This window comes from Pseudooceanicola lipolyticus (assembly GCF_002786325.1).
GTDB classification, from domain to species: Bacteria; Pseudomonadota; Alphaproteobacteria; order Rhodobacterales; family Rhodobacteraceae; genus Pseudooceanicola_C; species Pseudooceanicola_C lipolyticus.
The window spans coordinates 1-18053 of record NZ_PGTB01000078.1 but is presented as its reverse complement, the minus strand read 5'-3'; the positions used below and the strand labels follow the sequence as shown (position 1 = coordinate 18053).

The 18053-nt window shown below is 65.8% G+C and carries 13 protein-coding genes and 1 tRNA gene; 3 read left to right on the top strand and 11 right to left on the bottom strand.

Features of this window, described 5'->3' with window-relative positions; genetic code table 11:
* The 7 genes from CVM52_RS16070 to CVM52_RS16040 form a co-directional block, all read right to left on the bottom strand.
* Positions 1-209: Mur ligase domain-containing protein (locus CVM52_RS16070; RefSeq protein ID WP_240620980.1), on the bottom strand; the 209-nt coding region annotated here is incomplete at its 3' end.
* Positions 206-1690, bottom strand: coding sequence for a UDP-N-acetylmuramoyl-L-alanyl-D-glutamate--2,6-diaminopimelate ligase (locus CVM52_RS16065; RefSeq protein WP_100163493.1), 1485 nt, complete (start codon positions 1688-1690; stop codon positions 206-208). The genes CVM52_RS16070 and CVM52_RS16065, both read right to left, overlap by 4 nt.
* A 21-nt stretch (positions 1691-1711) precedes the next feature.
* Positions 1712-3496, bottom strand: a complete 1785-nt coding sequence (locus CVM52_RS16060) for a peptidoglycan D,D-transpeptidase FtsI family protein (protein ID WP_100163492.1) — start codon at positions 3494-3496, stop codon at positions 1712-1714.
* On the bottom strand, positions 3493-3843 hold the full coding sequence (gene ftsL, locus CVM52_RS16055; RefSeq protein WP_100163491.1) for a cell division protein FtsL: 351 nt from the start codon (positions 3841-3843) through the stop codon (positions 3493-3495). The genes CVM52_RS16060 and ftsL overlap by 4 nt, the downstream gene beginning before the upstream one ends.
* A complete protein-coding gene (gene rsmH, locus CVM52_RS16050; RefSeq protein WP_100163494.1) occupies positions 3840-4835 on the bottom strand; it encodes a 16S rRNA (cytosine(1402)-N(4))-methyltransferase RsmH in 996 nt (331 codons plus the stop codon). Before rsmH ends, ftsL begins: the two co-directional genes overlap by 4 nt.
* Positions 4836-4839: 4 nt before the next feature.
* Entirely contained in the window at positions 4840-5355 is a 516-nt protein-coding gene (mraZ, locus tag CVM52_RS16045; RefSeq protein WP_205964970.1) for a division/cell wall cluster transcriptional repressor MraZ, read from the bottom strand.
* A 2155-nt stretch (positions 5356-7510) separates the two neighbouring features.
* Positions 7511-9862, bottom strand: coding sequence for an ATP-dependent helicase (locus CVM52_RS16040; protein WP_100163489.1), 2352 nt, complete (start codon positions 9860-9862; stop codon positions 7511-7513).
* 129 nt (positions 9863-9991) lie between these two features.
* Between CVM52_RS16040 and CVM52_RS16035 the strand changes: the two genes are divergently transcribed.
* Together CVM52_RS16035 and CVM52_RS16030 are read left to right on the top strand one after the other, a co-directional pair.
* Positions 9992-11131 carry an alpha-hydroxy acid oxidase gene (locus CVM52_RS16035; protein ID WP_100163488.1) on the top strand — a complete coding sequence of 380 codons (1140 nt, stop codon included), beginning with the start codon at positions 9992-9994 and terminating at the stop codon, positions 11129-11131.
* A gap of 92 nt (positions 11132-11223) precedes the next feature.
* Positions 11224-14664, top strand: a complete 3441-nt coding sequence (locus tag CVM52_RS16030; protein WP_100163487.1) for a pyruvate carboxylase — start codon at positions 11224-11226, stop codon at positions 14662-14664.
* A 35-nt stretch (positions 14665-14699) separates the two neighbouring features.
* On the opposite strand, the gene CVM52_RS26965 is transcribed toward CVM52_RS16030, so the two are convergent.
* A complete protein-coding gene (locus CVM52_RS26965) occupies positions 14700-14867 on the bottom strand; it encodes a hypothetical protein (protein WP_172721016.1) in 168 nt (55 codons plus the stop codon).
* Between the two features lie 46 nt (positions 14868-14913).
* Between CVM52_RS26965 and CVM52_RS16025 the strand changes: the two genes are divergently transcribed.
* Positions 14914-14988, top strand: a tRNA-Gly gene (locus CVM52_RS16025).
* Positions 14989-15115: 127 nt separating this feature from the next.
* Here CVM52_RS16025 and CVM52_RS16020 read toward each other — a convergent pair.
* The 3 genes from CVM52_RS16020 to CVM52_RS16010 are packed head-to-tail and all read right to left on the bottom strand — an operon-like array spanning position 15116 to position 17921.
* A complete protein-coding gene (locus CVM52_RS16020) occupies positions 15116-16405 on the bottom strand; it encodes an ArgE/DapE family deacylase (RefSeq protein WP_100163486.1) in 1290 nt (429 codons plus the stop codon).
* Positions 16402-17172: a dienelactone hydrolase family protein gene (locus tag CVM52_RS16015; RefSeq protein WP_100163485.1), complete on the bottom strand. Its 771-nt coding sequence runs from the start codon at positions 17170-17172 to the stop codon at positions 16402-16404. Before CVM52_RS16015 ends, CVM52_RS16020 begins: the two co-directional genes overlap by 4 nt.
* A complete protein-coding gene (locus tag CVM52_RS16010) occupies positions 17169-17921 on the bottom strand; it encodes an ATP-binding cassette domain-containing protein (RefSeq protein WP_100163484.1) in 753 nt (250 codons plus the stop codon). Before CVM52_RS16010 ends, CVM52_RS16015 begins: the two co-directional genes overlap by 4 nt.
* Between the last annotated feature and the right edge of the window lie 132 nt (positions 17922-18053).

The following is an 18053-nucleotide window of genomic DNA, read 5'->3' as shown; positions in this document are numbered from 1 at the left end:
TCGGGCCGATGGCTGACCAGCGCCGCCGCAGCCCCCTTGTCCAGCGCCTGGGCGACAAAATCATGACCGTCGCGCGCCGCCTCCAGCGCCACGAACAGGTCGCCACGCGCCAGCGTGCGGGTGTCGATTGACACGCCGGTCACCGCCCAGTCGCCCTGGGCCCGGCCACCGGTGGCGGCGGCGGCCTCGGCCGCGGTCCACAAAGTCATGCCAGCCCCCCGTCCAGCGCCGCCACCGCAACGCTGGCCTGTTCGCTGTCGTCAAACGGCAGGATGTCATCGCCGACGATCTGCCCGGTTTCATGCCCCTTGCCGGCGATCAGCAGCGCGTCGCCCGGCCCCAGCGCGTCGACACCGCGCAGGATCGCCTCGGCGCGGTCGCCGACCTCGGTGGCGTTGGGCACCCCGGCCATCACCGCGGCACGGATCAGCGCCGGATCCTCGCTGCGCGGGTTGTCGTCGGTGACGAAGACGATATCGGCATTTTCCGCCGCCGCCTGCCCCATCAGCGGCCGCTTGCCGGCATCGCGGTCACCGCCGGCGCCGACAATGGCGATCAGCCGGCCCATCACATGCGGGCGCAACGCCTTCAGCGCCGTCGCCACCGCATCGGGGGTATGGGCGTAATCGACAAACACCGCCGCGCCATTGGCGCGGGTCGCGGCCAGCTGCATCCGGCCGCGCACGGTGGTCAGCTGCGGCAGGGTGTGGAACACCTCTTCGGGATCCTCGCCGCTGGCAATGACCAGGCCGCAGGCCAGCAGCACGTTTTCCGCCTGGAACCCGCCGATCAGTTCCAGCCGGGTCTGATAGCTGTGCCCATCCCAGGCAAAGCGCAGGTCCTGCCCGGTGGCGTCGAAACGCTGGTTCAGCAGGCTCAGGTCGCCCAAGCCGTGGCCGGTGGTGATGATGCGCTGGCCGCGCGCGGCGGCGATGGCGCGCATTTCCGAGCCGCGCGGATCGTCCAGGTTGATCACCGCGGTGCCGTCTTCGGGCAGCACCCGGCGGAACAGCCCGGCCTTGGCGGCGAAATATTCGTCAAAGCTGGCGTGGTAATCCAGGTGGTCCTGAGTAAAGTTGCTGAACCCCGCCGCCGTCAGATGTACCCCGTCCAGCCGGCACTGGGCCAACCCGTGGCTCGATGCCTCCATCGCCGCGTGGGTGACGCCCTGGGCCGCCGCCGCCGCCAGGGTGCGATGCAGCGTGATCGGTTCCGGCGTGGTGTGTTTCAGCGGCGCGGTCCAGGCGCCTTCCACCCCGGTGGTGCCGATATTCACCGCCTCGCGGCCCAGCGCCGCCCAGATCTGGCGCACGAAGGTGGCCACCGAGGTCTTGCCATTGGTGCCGGTCACCGCCACCACGGTGGTGGGCTGCGCCCCGAACCACAGCGCCGCGGTATAGGCCAGCGCCTGGCGCGGCTCGTCAGTGACGATCAGCGCGGCCGAGGAGGCGGCCAGTTCCGCCGCGGCGATGCCCGCGCCTTCGGAATCGGTGAGGATCGCCGCCGCGCCCATGCGCAGGGCATATTGGATGAATTCGCCACCATGCAGCCGCGTGCCCGGCAACGCGGCGAACAGGTGCCCCGGTTTCACCTCGCGGCTGTCCACCGACAGGCCGGTGATTTCGGGATCGCGCCCGCCCCGCGCGGTCAGGGCAAGCTGGCTCAGCCGTTTTGCCGAAATCTCCGCCACGCTGCTGCCCCCGCTGTCTGACTAATCCGCAGCCAGCGTTATACCAGCGAGCACCTTGGGTTCAATGTCTGGCCGCAGGCCCAGCAGCGGGGCGATGCGCGCGATCATTTCCGCCGCCACCGGCACCGCCGTCCAGCCGGCGGTGCGGCGCGGTTCCGAGCCGGAATTTTCCGACGGTTCGTCCAGTGTCACCACCAGCACGTATTTCGGGTCATAGGCCGGGAACATGGTGGCGAAGGTGGCAATCACCTTGTCCTCGTAATACCCGCCGCTGGGCTTGGGCTTGTCCGCGGTGCCGGTCTTGCCGGCCACGGCATAGCCCGGCACCTCGCCGAACGAGGCGGTGCCGCTGGTCACCACCAGCCGCAGCATCGCCCGTGACGCGGCCGCGGCGTTTTCCGACATCACCCGCGGCCCGTATTGCGGGCCTTCGCGTTTCAGGATCGTCGGGCTGACATAATGGCCGCCATTGGCAATCGCCGCATAAGCGGTGGCCAGGTGCAGCGGGCTGGCCGACAGGCCGTGCCCGTAGGAAATAGTCATCGTCGACAGTTCCGACCAGTTCTTCGGCAGCAACGGCTGCGCCCCCGAGGACTCGACCAGTTCGAAGGGGGTCGGGTCGAGAAAGCCCAGCCCGTTCAGAAACGCGCGCTGGCCGTCGGCACCGATTTCCTGGGCGATCCGGGCCGAGCCGATATTGGAGGATTTGACGATCACCTCGGTGGCCGACAACTCCTTGCCGTAATAATGGAAGTCGCGGATCGCGAAGCGGCCCCAGCGCAGCGGGCCGCGAATGTCGATCAGCGTGTCGGGCGTGATCAGCCCCAGGTCCAGCGCCTGCGCCACCGCGAAGATCTTGAAGGTCGAGCCCAATTCGTACAGCCCCTGCACCGCCCGGTTGAACAGCGGGCTGACCGAGGGATCGTTGCCCGAGGTCGGCGGCCGCGGCCGGTCGTTGGGGTCGAAATCGGGCAGGCTGACCATCGAGACCACCTCGCCCGTATGCACATCCATCAGCACCGCCGTGGCGCCGCGCGCATTCATCAGCCGCATGCCGCCCCACAGCACCCGTTCCGCCGCCGCCTGCACCGTCAGGTCCAGCGACAGTTGCAGCGGCTTGCCGGCATTGGCCGGGTCGCGCAGATAACCGTCGAACTGGCGTTCGACCCCGGCCACGCCGATCACCTCGGCCGCATTCACCCCTTCCTTGCCAAAAGAGGCACCGCCAAGGACATGGGCAGCCAGCCTGCCATTGGGATAAAGCCGCATTTCGCGCGGCCCGAACATCAGGCCGGGATCGCCCAGATCATGCACCGCCTGTTTCTGCTCGGGGCTGATCTTTTTCTTGATCCAGAGGAATTTTCGCTTGCCGGTAAAGTCCCTTATCAGACGTTCTTCATTCAGGTCGGGGAAGATTTCCACGAGCCCTTTCGCCGCCTGCACCGGGTCGACCATCTGCGGCGGCTGGGCATAAAGCGAATGGGTTTCGAAATTGGTCGCCAGGATGCGGCCCTGCCGGTCGACGATATCGCCGCGCTGTGCGGCGATCGGCGTGCCCGCGGCGCTGGCCATCGGCTCGGTCGGGTCCGAAGTGGCCAGCATGCCCATGCGGGCGCCAACCACCAGGAATGCGCTGAAAAAGAACAGCCCCAACACCAGCAACCGCCCCTCGGCGCGGGCGCGGCTGCGGTCCTGGATCTGCTTGTGCCGCGCGCGAATATTCTCGCGCTCGATCGCGTCCGGGTTCTCGCCCTTGTCACGGGCGGGCAGGATGCGGGCCAGCGGGCGCAGCGGCGTGCGGATCATCGGTCGCTTGCCCCTGCCATGGCCGACACCTCGATCGTGTTCTCGATGCTCAGCAGCGGTTCCTGCGGAAAGCTGACCTCGTCGATGCGGCCGAACTGATCCGGGCGCAGCGGCAGCAGGCCCAGCCGGTCGAAATTGATCTCGGCCAGTTCCATCAGCCGGTCGGGCCGGTTCAGATAGGCCCATTCGGCGCGCAGCACGCTCAGCCGCACCTGCGCCTCGCCGATCTGGCGCTGCAGATCACGGGTTTCGCGCAGCACCTGCTGAGTGGCGTAGTTTTCGCGATAGGCCCAGAAGGCCAGCGCAAAGACGCCCAGGGCGGTGAATACGAAGATCAGGCTTCTCACGATCTGAACTCCTTCAACTCCGGCATCGCGATGTCGCGGCGGCTGACCTCGCCCGCCGGCGCGGCGGTGCGCCGCCCGACCCGCAGCCGCGCCGAGCGCGCGCGGGGGTTCTGCTCAAGCTCTTCGGCATCGGCGGAAATCGCCTTGCGCGACACCAGCTCGAACCGGGGCGCGTCGGCCTCCTGTTCCGGGGCATAGCGGTTGGCCCGCCCGGTGCGGCCCGACCGCGCGGCAAGAAAGCGTTTGACCATGCGGTCCTCGACCGAATGGAAGGTGACCACCGCCAGCCGCCCGCCGGGTTTCAGTGCCCGTTCCGCCGCCATCAGCCCCTGGTACAATTCTTCATATTCGGCATTCACCGCGATGCGCAGCGCCTGGAAACTGCGTGTCGCCGGGTGCGACTGGCCGGGTTTGGCGCGCGGCAGGCAACTTTCGACCAGTTCGGCCAATCTCAGCGTGGTGGTGATCGGCGCCTCGGCCCGGGCCCTGACGATGGCGCGGGCGATGCGGCGGCTGGCGCGCTCCTCGCCATAGAGAAAGAGAATGTCGGCCAGTTGCTCTTCCGAGGCGGAATTCACCAGGTCGGCCGCCGAGACCCCCTCTTGCGACATGCGCATGTCGAGCGGGCCGTCGCGCAGGAAGGAAAAGCCGCGCTCGGCCTCGTCCAGCTGCATCGAGGACACGCCGAGATCCAGCACCACGCCGTCCAGGTCCTGCGCATAGGTGTCCATCCTGGAAAAGACACCCGGTTGCATCACAAGCCGGTCGCCGTAGTCAGCAGCCCAGGCCTGCGCCATTTCAAAGGCCAGCGGGTCGCGATCGACCGCGACAACCCGCGCCGCGCCGGCATCGAGCAATCCGCGGGTGTAGCCTCCAGCACCAAAGGTGCCATCGAGCCAGATGCCCGCAACCGGCGCGACTTGCGCCAGCAATGGGCGTAGAAGAACAGGGATATGAGGATCAGAGTCATCGGTTCCGCTCCCGCTTGCCATAGCATCACGCCTCACCCGCGCCCGCAGGCGCGCCATCGAGGAATTCCATCGGGTCGAAGTCGTCCGGCAGGTCTTCCAGCCAGGCTTCGGTCTTGGCCAATTCTTCGGTCTCGTAGGTGTCGGGGTTCCAGATCTGGAAGGTGTCGCCGGCGGCGATAAAAAACGCCTCGTCGTCGAGGTCGATCTTGGCCCGCAGCTTGGCCGGCAGCACCAGCCGTCCGGTTTCATCCACGTTGGTCGGATGGCTCTGCCCGTGAAATAGCCGCTGCAACATCTTGCGCTGCATCGAACCGCGCGGCAGCGCGTCGATCTTGCCGTCGACCTCTTCGATCGCCTCGATGGTGAAACATTCCAGGTAATTGCGGCGGTGATCGCCATAGACAATGACCAGTTCGGGGTTCTGACCGGGCTGCCAGTTCGGGTCACCCTGCTCGAGCACGCGGCGAAACGAGGCCGGGATAGACACCCTGCCCTTCGCATCCACCTTGTGCCGGCTTTCGCCCCTGAACCTGCGGCTCACCTGCCCTGTCCTTTGTCCGCGCCCCCGCGAAAATTTCTGCCCCCCGAATGGGAAAACGGCGGGTTGATCTGCTGCCAATGATCAACCCGCCGCCCTCGTCCCGCCTAGCGGGGCGGTCCAGCAGCGCGCGCCACCTGGGGGGATGTCTGCTCGCCCGCGCGCCGGATCCTTTGGTCTGATGAAGCCGAGTGCCTGTATGAAACCTGCTTGTTTTGGTCTCGGGGTCGTTGGGTGCCCCTGTTTTCGTCCTCATCCGATGTACAAAGGGATGCCATGGGAATTCATGGACATCAACACTTTTTTCACCTGGCAGAGAGTGCGAACTGCGAAACAGGGCCTTATAAAGATGTCATGCAGGGGCTTCCCACCCCCGTATTTCGCAATATGCGGTATTTTATTTCTAGAATAGCCCCATATATAGACAACCCGGGCGTGGCGAAAAAAGTTCCCCTAAATTCCCACAATTTTCGGCCCGATTTGGACCACGAGTGAAGTGTTTATGATTTGTTCTTAATTTGGCTTCGAATTTCGCACCCATCCAGCCCTCTCGAGCCCCCAAGAACTGCCTTTGATTCGGGAATTTGCCGCACCGGCCCCACGGGCCGTCCCAAACGTGGCCCATGAATTCCCATGAATGCGGCCGCCGCCCACGAAATCCCAGGCATAGCCCATCGGCGACCATCTCCGCAGACGAATCTTGCCGCCCAGCGAGTCGTGACCACCACCGATTCCCCACAAGGAACGCTTGCTTTGCCCGCCCCCTCCGGGATCACCGCCATGAGCCCGCGGCGGCACCGCCCGGCCGGCGCTTTACAAATAAGACCAATTTTTCAGCAGGCCGGCGATTTATTCCGCAGCTCAAATAAAGTGACCCAGGGTCAAGCCGCCATGAGCCTTCCCCTTCGGCTAAGTGCCTGCAATTCAAACAAACGACTCATGCACTTTCTGCATGGCAGCATTGAAAATGTACCTATTGTGCACCCGCAGCATTTGGCTATCTTGAGGTCAGTTGAAGCGCTAACAGGCGCCAGCGAGTAAAACGGTAAGGTAACAAGTTAGAAGGTTAAGTCCCCTCCGGACGCTCCGACATCGCCAGGTCTCTGGCGGTTTTCGCGGGAAGCCCCGCTCGATTAAGTCGGAACAGGTGGGGATCACATAGGGCGCTGAACAGGCCGGCGCCCCGCCCGAACAAGAGCAGCGGGCGAACGAGAGTGTAGCGGAACGCGCTACATTGCCAGCCTGAAGACATAGGGTTCAGACCCTCCACTCCTCCTCCCGGAGGGTCTGTTCTTAGCGGCGGCATCACTCTCCTCCCCGATGTCGCCGCCTTTTACACCCCGGCCCACATGGCCGGACACGGAACATCAGGGGCCTTCTCCTCCTCCCTAGGTCCCGATGTAGCAAGAGAGCGGTGGCACCTCTCCTCCTCCCCGGTGCCACCGCTTTCACCAAATTCCGGGCGGTGCGGCCTTTGCCCCGCCCACGACATACCGGCCCTGTTCCGCCGGACCGACACATCAGGGGCCTTCTCCTCCTCCCTAGGTCCCGATGTAGCAAGAGAGCGGTGGCACCTCTCCTCCTCCCCGGTGCCACCGCTTTCACCAAATTCCGGGCGGCGCGGCCTTTGCCCCGCCCACGACATACCGGCCCTGTTCCGCCGGACCGACACATCAGGGGCCTTCTCCTCCTCCCTAGGTCCCGATGTAGCAAGAGAGCGGTGGCACCTCTCCTCCTCCCCGGTGCCACCGCTTTCACCAAATTCCGGGCGGTGCGGCCTTTGCCCCGTCCATCACATACCGGCCTTGATAGCCGGACCGGGACACCACAGGGCCTTCTCCTCCTCCCTAGGCCTTCGGTGTATCAAGAAAGCGGTGGCGCCTCTCCTCCTCCCTGGCGTTGCCGCTTTCGCCCCATTCCGAGCGGTGCGGCCTTTGCCCCGCCCATCACATACCGGTCAGTCGATGACCGGGCAGACACATCAGGGGCCTTCTCCTCCTCCCTAGGTCCCGATGTAGCAAGGAACGGCGGCACCTCTCCTCCTCCCTGGTGCCGCCGTTTTCTTTTGCCGGACCGGAACGCCGAAAGACGCCGCAAGCGGCGCTGTTCACATGGGAATCCTGCGGGATGGGTTACGCGCCCGGCCGGGGGACGAGCCTCAGAACGGGATGTCGTCGCTGGCCGAGACGAAACGGGCGACAACCTTCTTGATGCCCGCCTTCTCGAAGTGGATCTCCAGCTTGTCGCCCTCGATCCCGATCACCGCGCCATAGCCGAATTTCTGGTGGAACACCCGCTCGCCCTCGGTAAAGGCCGAAACGGCATCGAGGTCGATCACCGTGTTGCGGCTTTCGCTGGGCTGGGACAGCCCGCGCTGACCCGAACGCGCCTGCAGCCGTTTCCAGCCCGGTGAATTATAGCCATCGGCCTGCGCCACCCGTTCTTCCAGCCCCGACCGCGCCGGCGTTGGCGCCGCCGCGCCATAGCCGCCGCCATACAGGCCCGGCGGCGTCAGCACCTCGACATGTTCTTCCGGCAGTTCGTCGATAAAGCGCGACGGCAGCGCCGATTGCCACTGGCCGAACACCCGGCGGTTGCCGGCGAAGGAAATCGTGCTGAGTTCTTCGGCGCGGGTGATGCCGACATAGGCCAGCCGCCGCTCTTCCTCGAGCCCCTTGACCCCGCTTTCATCCATGCTGCGCTGGGACGGGAACAACCCGTCCTCCCAGCCCGGCAGGAACACGGCGGGAAATTCCAGGCCCTTGGCCGCGTGCAGCGTCATGACGCTGACCTTTTCCTCGGATTCGGCCTGCTCGTTGTCCATGATCAGGCTGACATGTTCCAGAAAGCCCTGCAGGTTCTCGAATCCTTCCAGCGCCTTGACCAGTTCCTTCAGGTTTTCCAGCCGGCCCGGCGCCTCGGGCGTCTTGTCGTTCTGCCACATCGCGGTATAGCCGGATTCGTCCAGGATGATCTCGGCCAGTTCCACATGATTAACCTCGGGGCTGCCCACCATGCGGCCCCAGCGGTCGAGATCGTCGACCAGCCGGCGCAGCTCGGCACCGCCCTTGCCCTTGATCTCGCCCGCCTCGACGGCAAGCCGCGCGCCTTCGACCAGGCTGACGCCGTTCTGCCGGGCGGTCACCTGGATGGTTTGCTGCGCCTTGTCGCCCAGCCCCCGCTTGGGGGTGTTGACGATGCGTTCAAAGGCCAGGTCGTCCTCGGGCGACACCACCACGCGGAAATAGGCCATGGCATCGCGGATCTCCATCCGCTCGTAGAATCGCGGCCCGCCAATCACCCGATAGGGCAAGCCGATGGTCAGGAACCGGTCCTCGAAGGCGCGCATCTGGTGCGAGGCGCGGACCAGGATGGCAATCTCGTTCAGGCCGAAGGACCGCATCCCGCGGGTGCCGCGCTGCATCGATTCGATCTCTTCGCCGATCCAGCGCGCCTCTTCCTCGCCGTCCCAATGGCCGATCAGGCGCACCTTCTCGCCCTCGTCCGCCTCGGTCCACAATTCCTTGCCCAGCCGGCCCTGATTGCCGCGTATCACACCGGAGGCAGCAGCCAGGATATGCGGGGTCGAGCGGTAATTCTGTTCCAGCCGCACCACATGGGCGCCGGGAAAATCCTTTTCAAAGCGCAGGATATTGCCCACTTCCGCCCCGCGCCAGCCATAGATCGACTGGTCGTCATCGCCGACGCAGCAGATGTTCTTATGCGCCCCGGCCAGCAGCCGCAGCCAAAGATACTGAGCGACATTGGTGTCCTGATATTCGTCCACCAGGATATAGCGGAACCAGCGCTGGTACTGCTCCAGCACATCCACATGGCTCTGGAAAATCGTCACCATGTGCAGCAGCAGGTCGCCGAAATCGACGGCGTTCAGCTCTTTCAGCCGGGTCTGGTACTGGTCGTACAGCTCGGTACCGCGGTGGTTATAGGCGCCGGCCTCGGCCGCCGGGACCTTGTCGGGGGTCCAGGCACGGTTCTTCCAGCTGTCGATGATCGAGGCCAGCTGCCGCGCCGGCCAGCGCTTGTCATCGATATTCGCCGCCGAAATCAGCTGCTTGAGCAGGCGCAGCTGGTCATCGGTGTCGAGGATGGTGAAGTTCGATTTCAGCCCCACCAACTCGGCATGGCGGCGCAGCAGCTTGACACAGATGGCGTGGAAGGTGCCCAGCCAGGGCATTCCTTCGACATCGTGGCCCAGCATTTTGGCCACGCGGTTCTTCATCTCGCGCGCGGCCTTGTTGGTGAAGGTGACGGCAAGGATCTCGTTGGGCCGGGCCGACCCGGTGGCCAGCAGGTGCACGATGCGCGCGGTCAGCGCGCGGGTTTTGCCGGTGCCGGCCCCGGCCAGCATCAGCACCGGGCCTTCCAGCCGCTCCACCGCCTCGCGCTGGGCCGGGTTCAGCCCGTCGAGATAGGGCGCGGGCCGCGCTGCCATGGCGCGGGAGGACAAAGAGGCCCGTTCGAACGCCTCCATCTCATCGAAACTGCTCATGGCGAAAATCTAGCGCGGAACGCGCCGCTGTTAAAGAGTTGTTCGCATTTCGTTCCCGCATTTTAAGAATTTCTCCGCGCATAGGCGGTGTCTGGACAATTCCCGCCACCTGACGACAAATGCCGGGCAATGGACCTGCACAGCAAATATCCCGGCATCGACGACCTGCGCGCCGGCGCGCGGGCGCGGCTGCCGCGCTTTGTCTGGGAATATCTGGACAGCGCCACCGGCCACGAATCCACCAAGGCGCGCAACCGGCAGGCGCTCGACCGGGTGGGATTTATGCCCTCGATCCTGCATGGCGAACAGGCGGCGGACCTGTCCACGACCTTTCTGGGCCACGAATATCCCCTGCCCTTCGGCTTCGCGCCGGTCGGCATGTCGGGGCTGGTCTGGCCCGATGCCGAGGGCATCCTGGCCCGCGCCGCAGCCACCGCCGGACTCCCCTATTGCCTCAGCACCGTGGCCAGCCAGAGCCCCGAGGACGTGGCGCCGCATCTGGGCGAACAGGCCTGGTTCCAGATGTATCCGCCGCGCGACGAGGAGATCCGGCGCGACATGCTGGACCGTGCCCGCGCCGCCGGCTTCTCGACACTTATTCTCACCGTGGATGTGCCGGTGGCCTCGCGACGCGAACGTCAGACCCGGTCCGGCCTGACCAGCCCGCCGCGTCTGACGCCGCGACTGCTGGCGCAGGTGGCGTTGCGCCCGGCCTGGGCGCTGGGCATGGCGCGGCAGGGCATGCCGCATATGCGCGGGCTGGACAAATATGCCACCGGGCAGCGCAACCTGCCCTCGACCGCGCATATCGGCTATCTGCTGCGCACCTCGCCCGACTGGGAGTATGCACGCTGGCTGCGCGACAATTGGCAGGGACCGCTGCTGGTGAAAGGGGTGCTGCGGGCCGAGGATGCCGAACGGCTGGAATCGCTGGGCGCCGATGCGATCTGGGTGTCCAACCATGCCGGCCGCCAGTTCGACGGCGCACCTGCCACCATCGAGGTGCTGCCGCAGATCCGCGCCGCCACCCGGCTGCCGATCCTGTTCGACAGCGGTGTCGAAAGCGGGCTGGACATCCTGCGGGCGCTGGCGCTGGGGGCCGATTTCGTCATGCTGGCGCGCGCCGCGCATTTCGCGCTGGCGGCGCTGGGCCAGGCCGGGCCGGCGCATCTGATCGACATGCTGGGAAAGGATCTGGCCGCCAATATGGGCCAGCTGGGAGCGGCGAATTTGCAAGCGCTTCCCGAGCCGGTGCCGTTGTCCGGCTGAGCAATGCGGCATTTTGCACCTGCGGCATATTTACGCTGCGTCCGCGATTGCCTAATGTCTAAGCGCTGACTTTCTCACCGCCAGGACATCAAATGACCGAATTCAAGAAAATCCTCGTCGCCAACCGGGGCGAGATTGCCATTCGCATCATGCGGGCCGCCAACGAGATGGGGAAGAAAACCGTCGCGGTCTATGCCGAGGAGGACAAGCTGGGCCTGCACCGGTTCAAATCGGACGAGGCCTATCGCATCGGTGAAGGCCTGGGGCCGGTGGCAGCCTATCTGTCGATTGACGAGATGATCCGCGTCGCCCGCGAAAGCGGAGCGGACGCCATCCATCCGGGCTATGGCCTGCTGTCGGAGAATCCCGATTTTGTCGATGCCTGTGTCAAGGCCGGCATCACCTTTATCGGCCCGCGCGCCGAAACCATGCGCAAGCTGGGCGACAAGGCCAGCGCCCGCAAGGTCGCCATCGCGGCCGGCGTGCCGGTCATTCCCGCCACCGAGGTGCTGGGCGAAGATATGGCGGCGATCGAGAAAGAGGCCGCCGAGATCGGCTTTCCGCTGATGCTGAAAGCCTCCTGGGGCGGCGGCGGGCGCGGCATGCGGCCGATCCTCAAGCCCGAGGAACTGGCCGAAAAGGTCCGCGAGGGGCGCCGCGAAGCCGAAGCCGCCTTCGGCAATGGCGAAGGCTATCTGGAAAAGATGATCACCCGCGCGCGCCATGTCGAGGTGCAGATCCTCGGCGACAAGCATGGCGGCATGTACCACCTGTATGAACGCGACTGTTCGGTCCAGCGGCGCAACCAGAAGGTGGTGGAACGCGCCCCGGCGCCCTACCTGAGCGAGGACCAGCGCGCCGAGATTTGCGAGCTGGGCTACCGCATCTGCAAACACGTGAATTACGAATGCGCCGGCACGGTCGAGTTCCTGATGGATATGGAAACCGGCAAGTTCTACTTCATCGAGGTCAATCCCCGCGTGCAGGTGGAACATACCGTCACCGAAGAGGTGACCGGCATCGACATCGTCCGCGCCCAGATCCTGATTGCCGAAGGCAAAAGCATCGCCGAGGCCACCGGCAAGCCGGCGCAGGAGGATGTGACGCTGACCGGCCATGCCTTGCAATGCCGCGTCACCACCGAGGATCCGCAGAACAATTTCATCCCCGATTACGGCCGCATCACCGCCTATCGCTCGGCCACCGGCATGGGCATCCGGCTGGACGGCGGCACCGCCTATGCCGGCGGGGTGATCACCCGCTATTACGATTCGCTGCTGACCAAGATCACCGCCAAGGCGCCGACGCCGGAAATGGCGATTGCCCGGATGGACCGTGCCCTGCGCGAATTCCGCATCCGCGGCGTCAGCACCAATATCGCCTTTGTCGAGAACCTGCTGAAACACCCGACCTTCCTGTCGAATGAATACACCACCAAATTCATCGACGAGACGCCGGAACTGTTCAATTTCGGCAAGCGTCAGGACCGCGGCACCAAGGTTCTGACCTATATCGCCGACATCACCGTCAACGGCCATCCCGAAACCAAGGACCGGCCCAGACCTTCCGCCGATCTGAAAGTGGCCCGCCCGCCGAAACCGATGGGCGAGCCGATGATGGGCACCCGCAACCTGCTGGAACAGAAGGGTCCGCAGGCGGTGGCCGACTGGATGAAGGCGCAGAAACAGCTGCTGATTACCGACACCACCATGCGCGACGGGCACCAGTCGCTGCTGGCGACGCGGATGCGGTCGATCGACATGATCAAGGTGGCGCCCAGCTATTCGGCCAACCTGCCGCAGCTGTTCTCGGTTGAATGCTGGGGCGGCGCCACCTTCGACGTCGCCTATCGCTTTTTGCAGGAATGCCCCTGGCAGCGCCTGCGCGACCTGCGCGAGGCGATGCCCAACCTGATGACGCAGATGCTGCTGCGCGGCGCCAACGGCGTGGGCTATACCAACTATCCCGACAACGTGGTGAAGGATTTCGTGCGCGTCGCCGCCGAGACCGGCATCGACGTGTTCCGGGTGTTCGATTCGCTGAACTGGGTCGAAAACATGCGCGTGGCGATGGACGCGGTGCTGGAGACCGGCAAGATCTGCGAGGGCACGGTCTGCTATACTGGTGACATCCTCGACCCCGACCGCGCCAAGTATGACCTGAAATACTATGTGAAGATGAGCCAGGATCTGCGCGATGCCGGGGCGCATGTGCTGGGCCTCAAGGATATGGCCGGGCTGCTGAAACCCGCTGCCGCGCGGGTGCTGATCCGGGCGCTGAAGGAAGAGGTCGGCCTGCCGATCCACCTGCACACCCATGACACCGCCGGGGTGGCCTGTGCCACCATCCTCGCCGCCTCCGAGGCCGGGGTGGACGCGGTGGACTGCGCGATGGACGCGTTCTCGGGCAACACCTCGCAGGCGACGCTGGGCTCGGTGGTCGAGGCGCTGCGCCACACCGACCGCGACACCGGGCTGGACATCGCCGCGATCCGCAAGATCTCGGATTACTGGGAATCGGTGCGCGGCCAGTATGCCGCCTTCGAGTCGGGCATGCAGGCGCCGGCCTCCGAAGTCTATCTGCACGAGATGCCGGGCGGCCAGTTCACCAACCTCAAGGCGCAGGCGCGCTCGATGGGGCTGGAAGACCGCTGGCACGAGGTGGCGCAGATGTATGCCGATGTGAACAAGATGTTCGGCGATATCGTCAAGGTCACCCCCTCGTCCAAGGTGGTGGGCGACATGGCGCTGATGATGGTCAGCCAGGGCCTGACCCGCGCGCAGGTCGAGGATCCGGCGGTGGAAGTCTCCTTCCCCGACTCGGTCATCGACATGATGCGCGGCAATCTGGGCCAGCCGCCGGGCGGCTTTCCCGACACCATCCTGAAGAAGGTGCTGAAGGGCGAGAAACCCAACCTGGATCGTCCCGGCAAACATGTTGCGCCGGTCGACCTGGAAGAGGCCCGCGCCAAGCTGTCGAAGGAACTGGAAGGCAAGGCGATCGATGACGAGGACCTGAACGGCTATCTGATGTATCCCAAGGTGTTCCTCGACTACATGGGCCGTCACCGCATCTATGGACCGGTGCGCACCCTGCCCACCCATACCTTCTTTTACGGCATGGAGCCGGGCGAGGAGATCTCGGCCGAGATCGACCCCGGCAAGACGCTGGAAATCCGCCTGCAGGCGATCGGCGACACCGACGAGAATGGCGAAGTGCGGGTGTTCTTCGAACTCAACGGCCAGCCCCGCGTGATCCGGGTGCCCAACCGCCTGGTCAAGTCGCAGACGGTGCAGCGGCCCAAGGCCGAGGCCGGCAATGCCAACCATGTCGGCGCGCCGATGCCCGGCGTGGTGGCCAGCATCGGGGTGCAGGCGGGCCAGAAGGTCAAGGCCGGCGCGCTGCTGCTGACCATCGAGGCGATGAAGATGGAAACCGGCCTGCATGCCGAACGTGACGCGGTGGTCAAGGCGGTGCATGTCCAGCCCGGCGGCCAGATCGACGCCAAGGACCTTCTGATCGAGCTGGAATAACCAGCCCGGCCGCGCGGCCCCTGTCCGCGCGGCCTTCAACCCAGGATCAGCACCCCCAGGATCAGCAGGCTCAGCACCGCGATCTTCAGCGTTTCCAGCAGTCTCATCCGCTCTCTCCTGTCCGGCTTCGGTGCCGATAGAACGGCCCTTAACGCCCATTCCGTCGCCGGTTCAGAAAATTCTCGCCGCAGTTCATTTTCCACTTGCAGAGCCCGCCGCTTGTTTATATCTCCCCCTCACCCAACGGACGCGGGCGTAGCTCAGGGGTAGAGCATTACCTTGCCAAGGTAAGGGTCGTGAGTTCGAATCTCATCGCCCGCTCCAATTTCACAGACGATCTGATCAAGTGCAGACCCCACCCTGGGGGCCGCCACCGGCGCGCGCCGGGTGTTGCCGCCTCGCGGGGTCATGCGGGCATCCAACCGCGCATCGGAACGCCGCTTCGGCGCCCTCAGCCGTCGTCGCGCGGGTGCAGACCGCACCACTGGGCGATGAATAGGACCATCGACTGCGTCACCTTGCGCAGCGACACCAAGTCGACCCGTTCGTCAAAGCCGTGGATCCGCTCGGCCTTGGGCCCGTAGACCAGGGCCGGCATCTTGCCGTAAAGGCCGAAGAACCGCGCGTCGGTGGTGGCGGTGGAGGCGACCGTGTCCAGCTTGCCGCCGAACACCGCCTCATGCGCCGCCGAAAGCGCCGCAACCGGCGCCTCGGCCTGCTCCAGCCGATAGCCCTCGGCTTCGAAACCGTTATAGCTCACCTGGGGCGGGTTGTTGCGCAGGAACGGGATGTCGCGGGCGGCACGGGATATCCTGTCTTCGATCTCGGCCTTGGCATCGGCGATCTGCTGGCCCGGAAAAATCGCCACGCGCACGTCGAATTCGCACCAGGACGGGACCGAGGACGCCCAGTCGCCGCCGGCGATCTTGCCCACGTTCAGGTTGATGGGATGGGGCACGTCGGCATAGTCGGGATCGTCGGCCTTGCGCGCATTCCAATCCGCCTCCAGCCCCTTCAGCGCCTGTATCACCTGGTAGGCGGCCATGATGGCATTCGCCCCCTCGCCCGCATCGGCCACATGAACCGGCACGCCCTGCACCCGCACGCGGAACCAGATCACCCCGATCTGCGCCCGGATCAGGCATTCATGCAACGGTTCGGGGATCAGCACCGCATCGGCCCGATAGCCCCGTTCCAGGCAGGCCAGCGCACCGTTGCCGGTGCATTCCTCTTCGACCACGCTTTGCACACAGATATCGGCGGCCGGGGCAAAGCCGGCGCGGTCGATCGCGTCCAGCGCTGCAAGGCAGGCCACCAGCCCCGCCTTCATGTCGCCCACCCCCCGGCCATAAAGCCAGTCGCCATCGCGCCGCGGCGCATAGGGCGGGCTGGTCCACATCTCCAGCGGCCCCTCGGGCACCACGTCGATATGCCCGTTGAGGATCAGGGATTTTCCCGTCGGCGCCGTGGCCCGCCGGGTGCCGACAACGTTCCAGGCATTGTCGTAATTCACGTGGACCGGGGAAAAGCCCGGCAGGTGCCGGATGCGGTCCAGGTCGATGCGGAAACGGTCGACGTCCAGGCCACGCGCCTGCATCTGCCGGGCCATGAAATCCTGCGCCGGCGCCTCTTCGCCGCGCAGCGAGGCAAAGCTCGTCAGTTCCGCGGTCAGCGCGACTTGCGCCTCGAATCCGGCACCGACGGCCTCCAGCAGGGCGGTTCGGGTCTGATCGTCAGTCATGGTACGTCCCTTTTGGCGGGCAGATGGGCGGACAGAAATTCCAGCACGGTGGCCTGCACCGCGGTGTCGAAGCTCAGCCAGTGTTTCCGGGCCAGATGGTTTGGCGGCGGGTAGACCACCGAGCGCATCGGGGCATCGGCAGGCATGAACGCGCCGCAATCGCCGCGCAGCACCGGGGCGCGGAACCACGGGTCCAGCCCCCCCACCAAGGCCAGCACCGGCTGATCGGCGGGGGCGTTCAGCCCGCGATATTCCGGCCAGCCGGCGTGGCAGGTCCAGCCCTCGATCACTCTCAGCGCCACCTCGGGCGCCTCGATGGTGGCCACGGTGATGCCGCCCTCGGAATGGCCCATCAGGGCAATCGGCAGGTCGCGTGTCGCCGGCAGGGCGCGCAGACGGGTGATGGCGTGGCGCAGCTCGGCCTGGCGCCAGCCGAGGACGGCGCGGTGCAGGCCGCCGCGCGGAATCGCGGGGTCGCAGCTGACCGGTTTCTCAGCGCGGGCAAAGCTGTCGGGGGCAACCACCAGATAGCCCGCCCCGGCGAGGAACCGGGCCGACACGGTGGTGATCCGGCCCAACCCGTCGCAGCCATGGGCATACAGCACCACCGCGCGGGTTTGGATATGCGCGGGGAGTTCGGCCGGGGTGATCGCGGTGACGGTCCCGGGCAGCCAGACCTGCGCCTGTTGCCAGGTGCGGTCGACCTCGGACTGTGCGGTGGCCGCGCCCGCCGCCAACATCAGCATCAGCAGCGCGGCGCGGATCATGCCAGGGCGTCCATCAGGGCGCGGCTGTACGGGTGTTCCGGCGTGCCATAGAAGGTTTCGGCCGGGGCGCTTTCCACGACCTCGCCCTTCAGCATCACCGCGATGCGGTGACAGACATAGCGGGTTGCCGCCATGTCATGCGAGATGAACAACGCGGCAAAGCCCAGCCGCGCCTGCAGATCCGAAATCAGGTTCAGCACCTGCGCCTGCACCGACACATCAAGCGCGCTCACCGCCTCGTCGAACAGGATAAAGCGCGGTTCGGTGATCAAGGCGCGCGCGATCGCCACTCGCTGCCGCTGGCCGCCCGACAGCTGGCCGGGATAGCGGTCGGCAAATTCCGGCGACAGGCCGACCTGGTCCAGCATCCGGGCCACCGCCTCGCGCCGCTGTGTCACCGGCGCACCGAGGGTTTTCAGCGGCTCGGCCACCGAAACGCCGCAGCGCAGCCGCGGGTTCAGCGCCCATTCCGGATGCTGCAGCACCACGGACAGCTGGCCGCGCCGCTGGCGCAGGCGTCCGAAGGCCTGCCCGTCGAAACGCACGGTGCCGCTGGATGGGCGCAGCAGGCCCAGGCAGACCCGCCCCAGCGTGGTCTTGCCCGATCCGCTTTCCCCCACCAGGCCCAGCGTCTCGCCGGGGGCGATGGACAGCGACACGCCGCGCAGGGCATGGACGGCGTCGCCACCGATTAGGCGGCGCCGGAAGGTCACCGCGATGTTTTCAAGATCGATAACCGGAATCTGCATCGGCTCAGGCCCTCCGCGCACGGCCGGCGGCGGCAAGCGCGGCTTCGGCGAAGTGGCAGATCACCCGCCGGCCGGCAACCTCGCGCGGTTCCGGGCGCTCGTCGTGGCAACGCTGCTGCGCCAGGGCGCAGC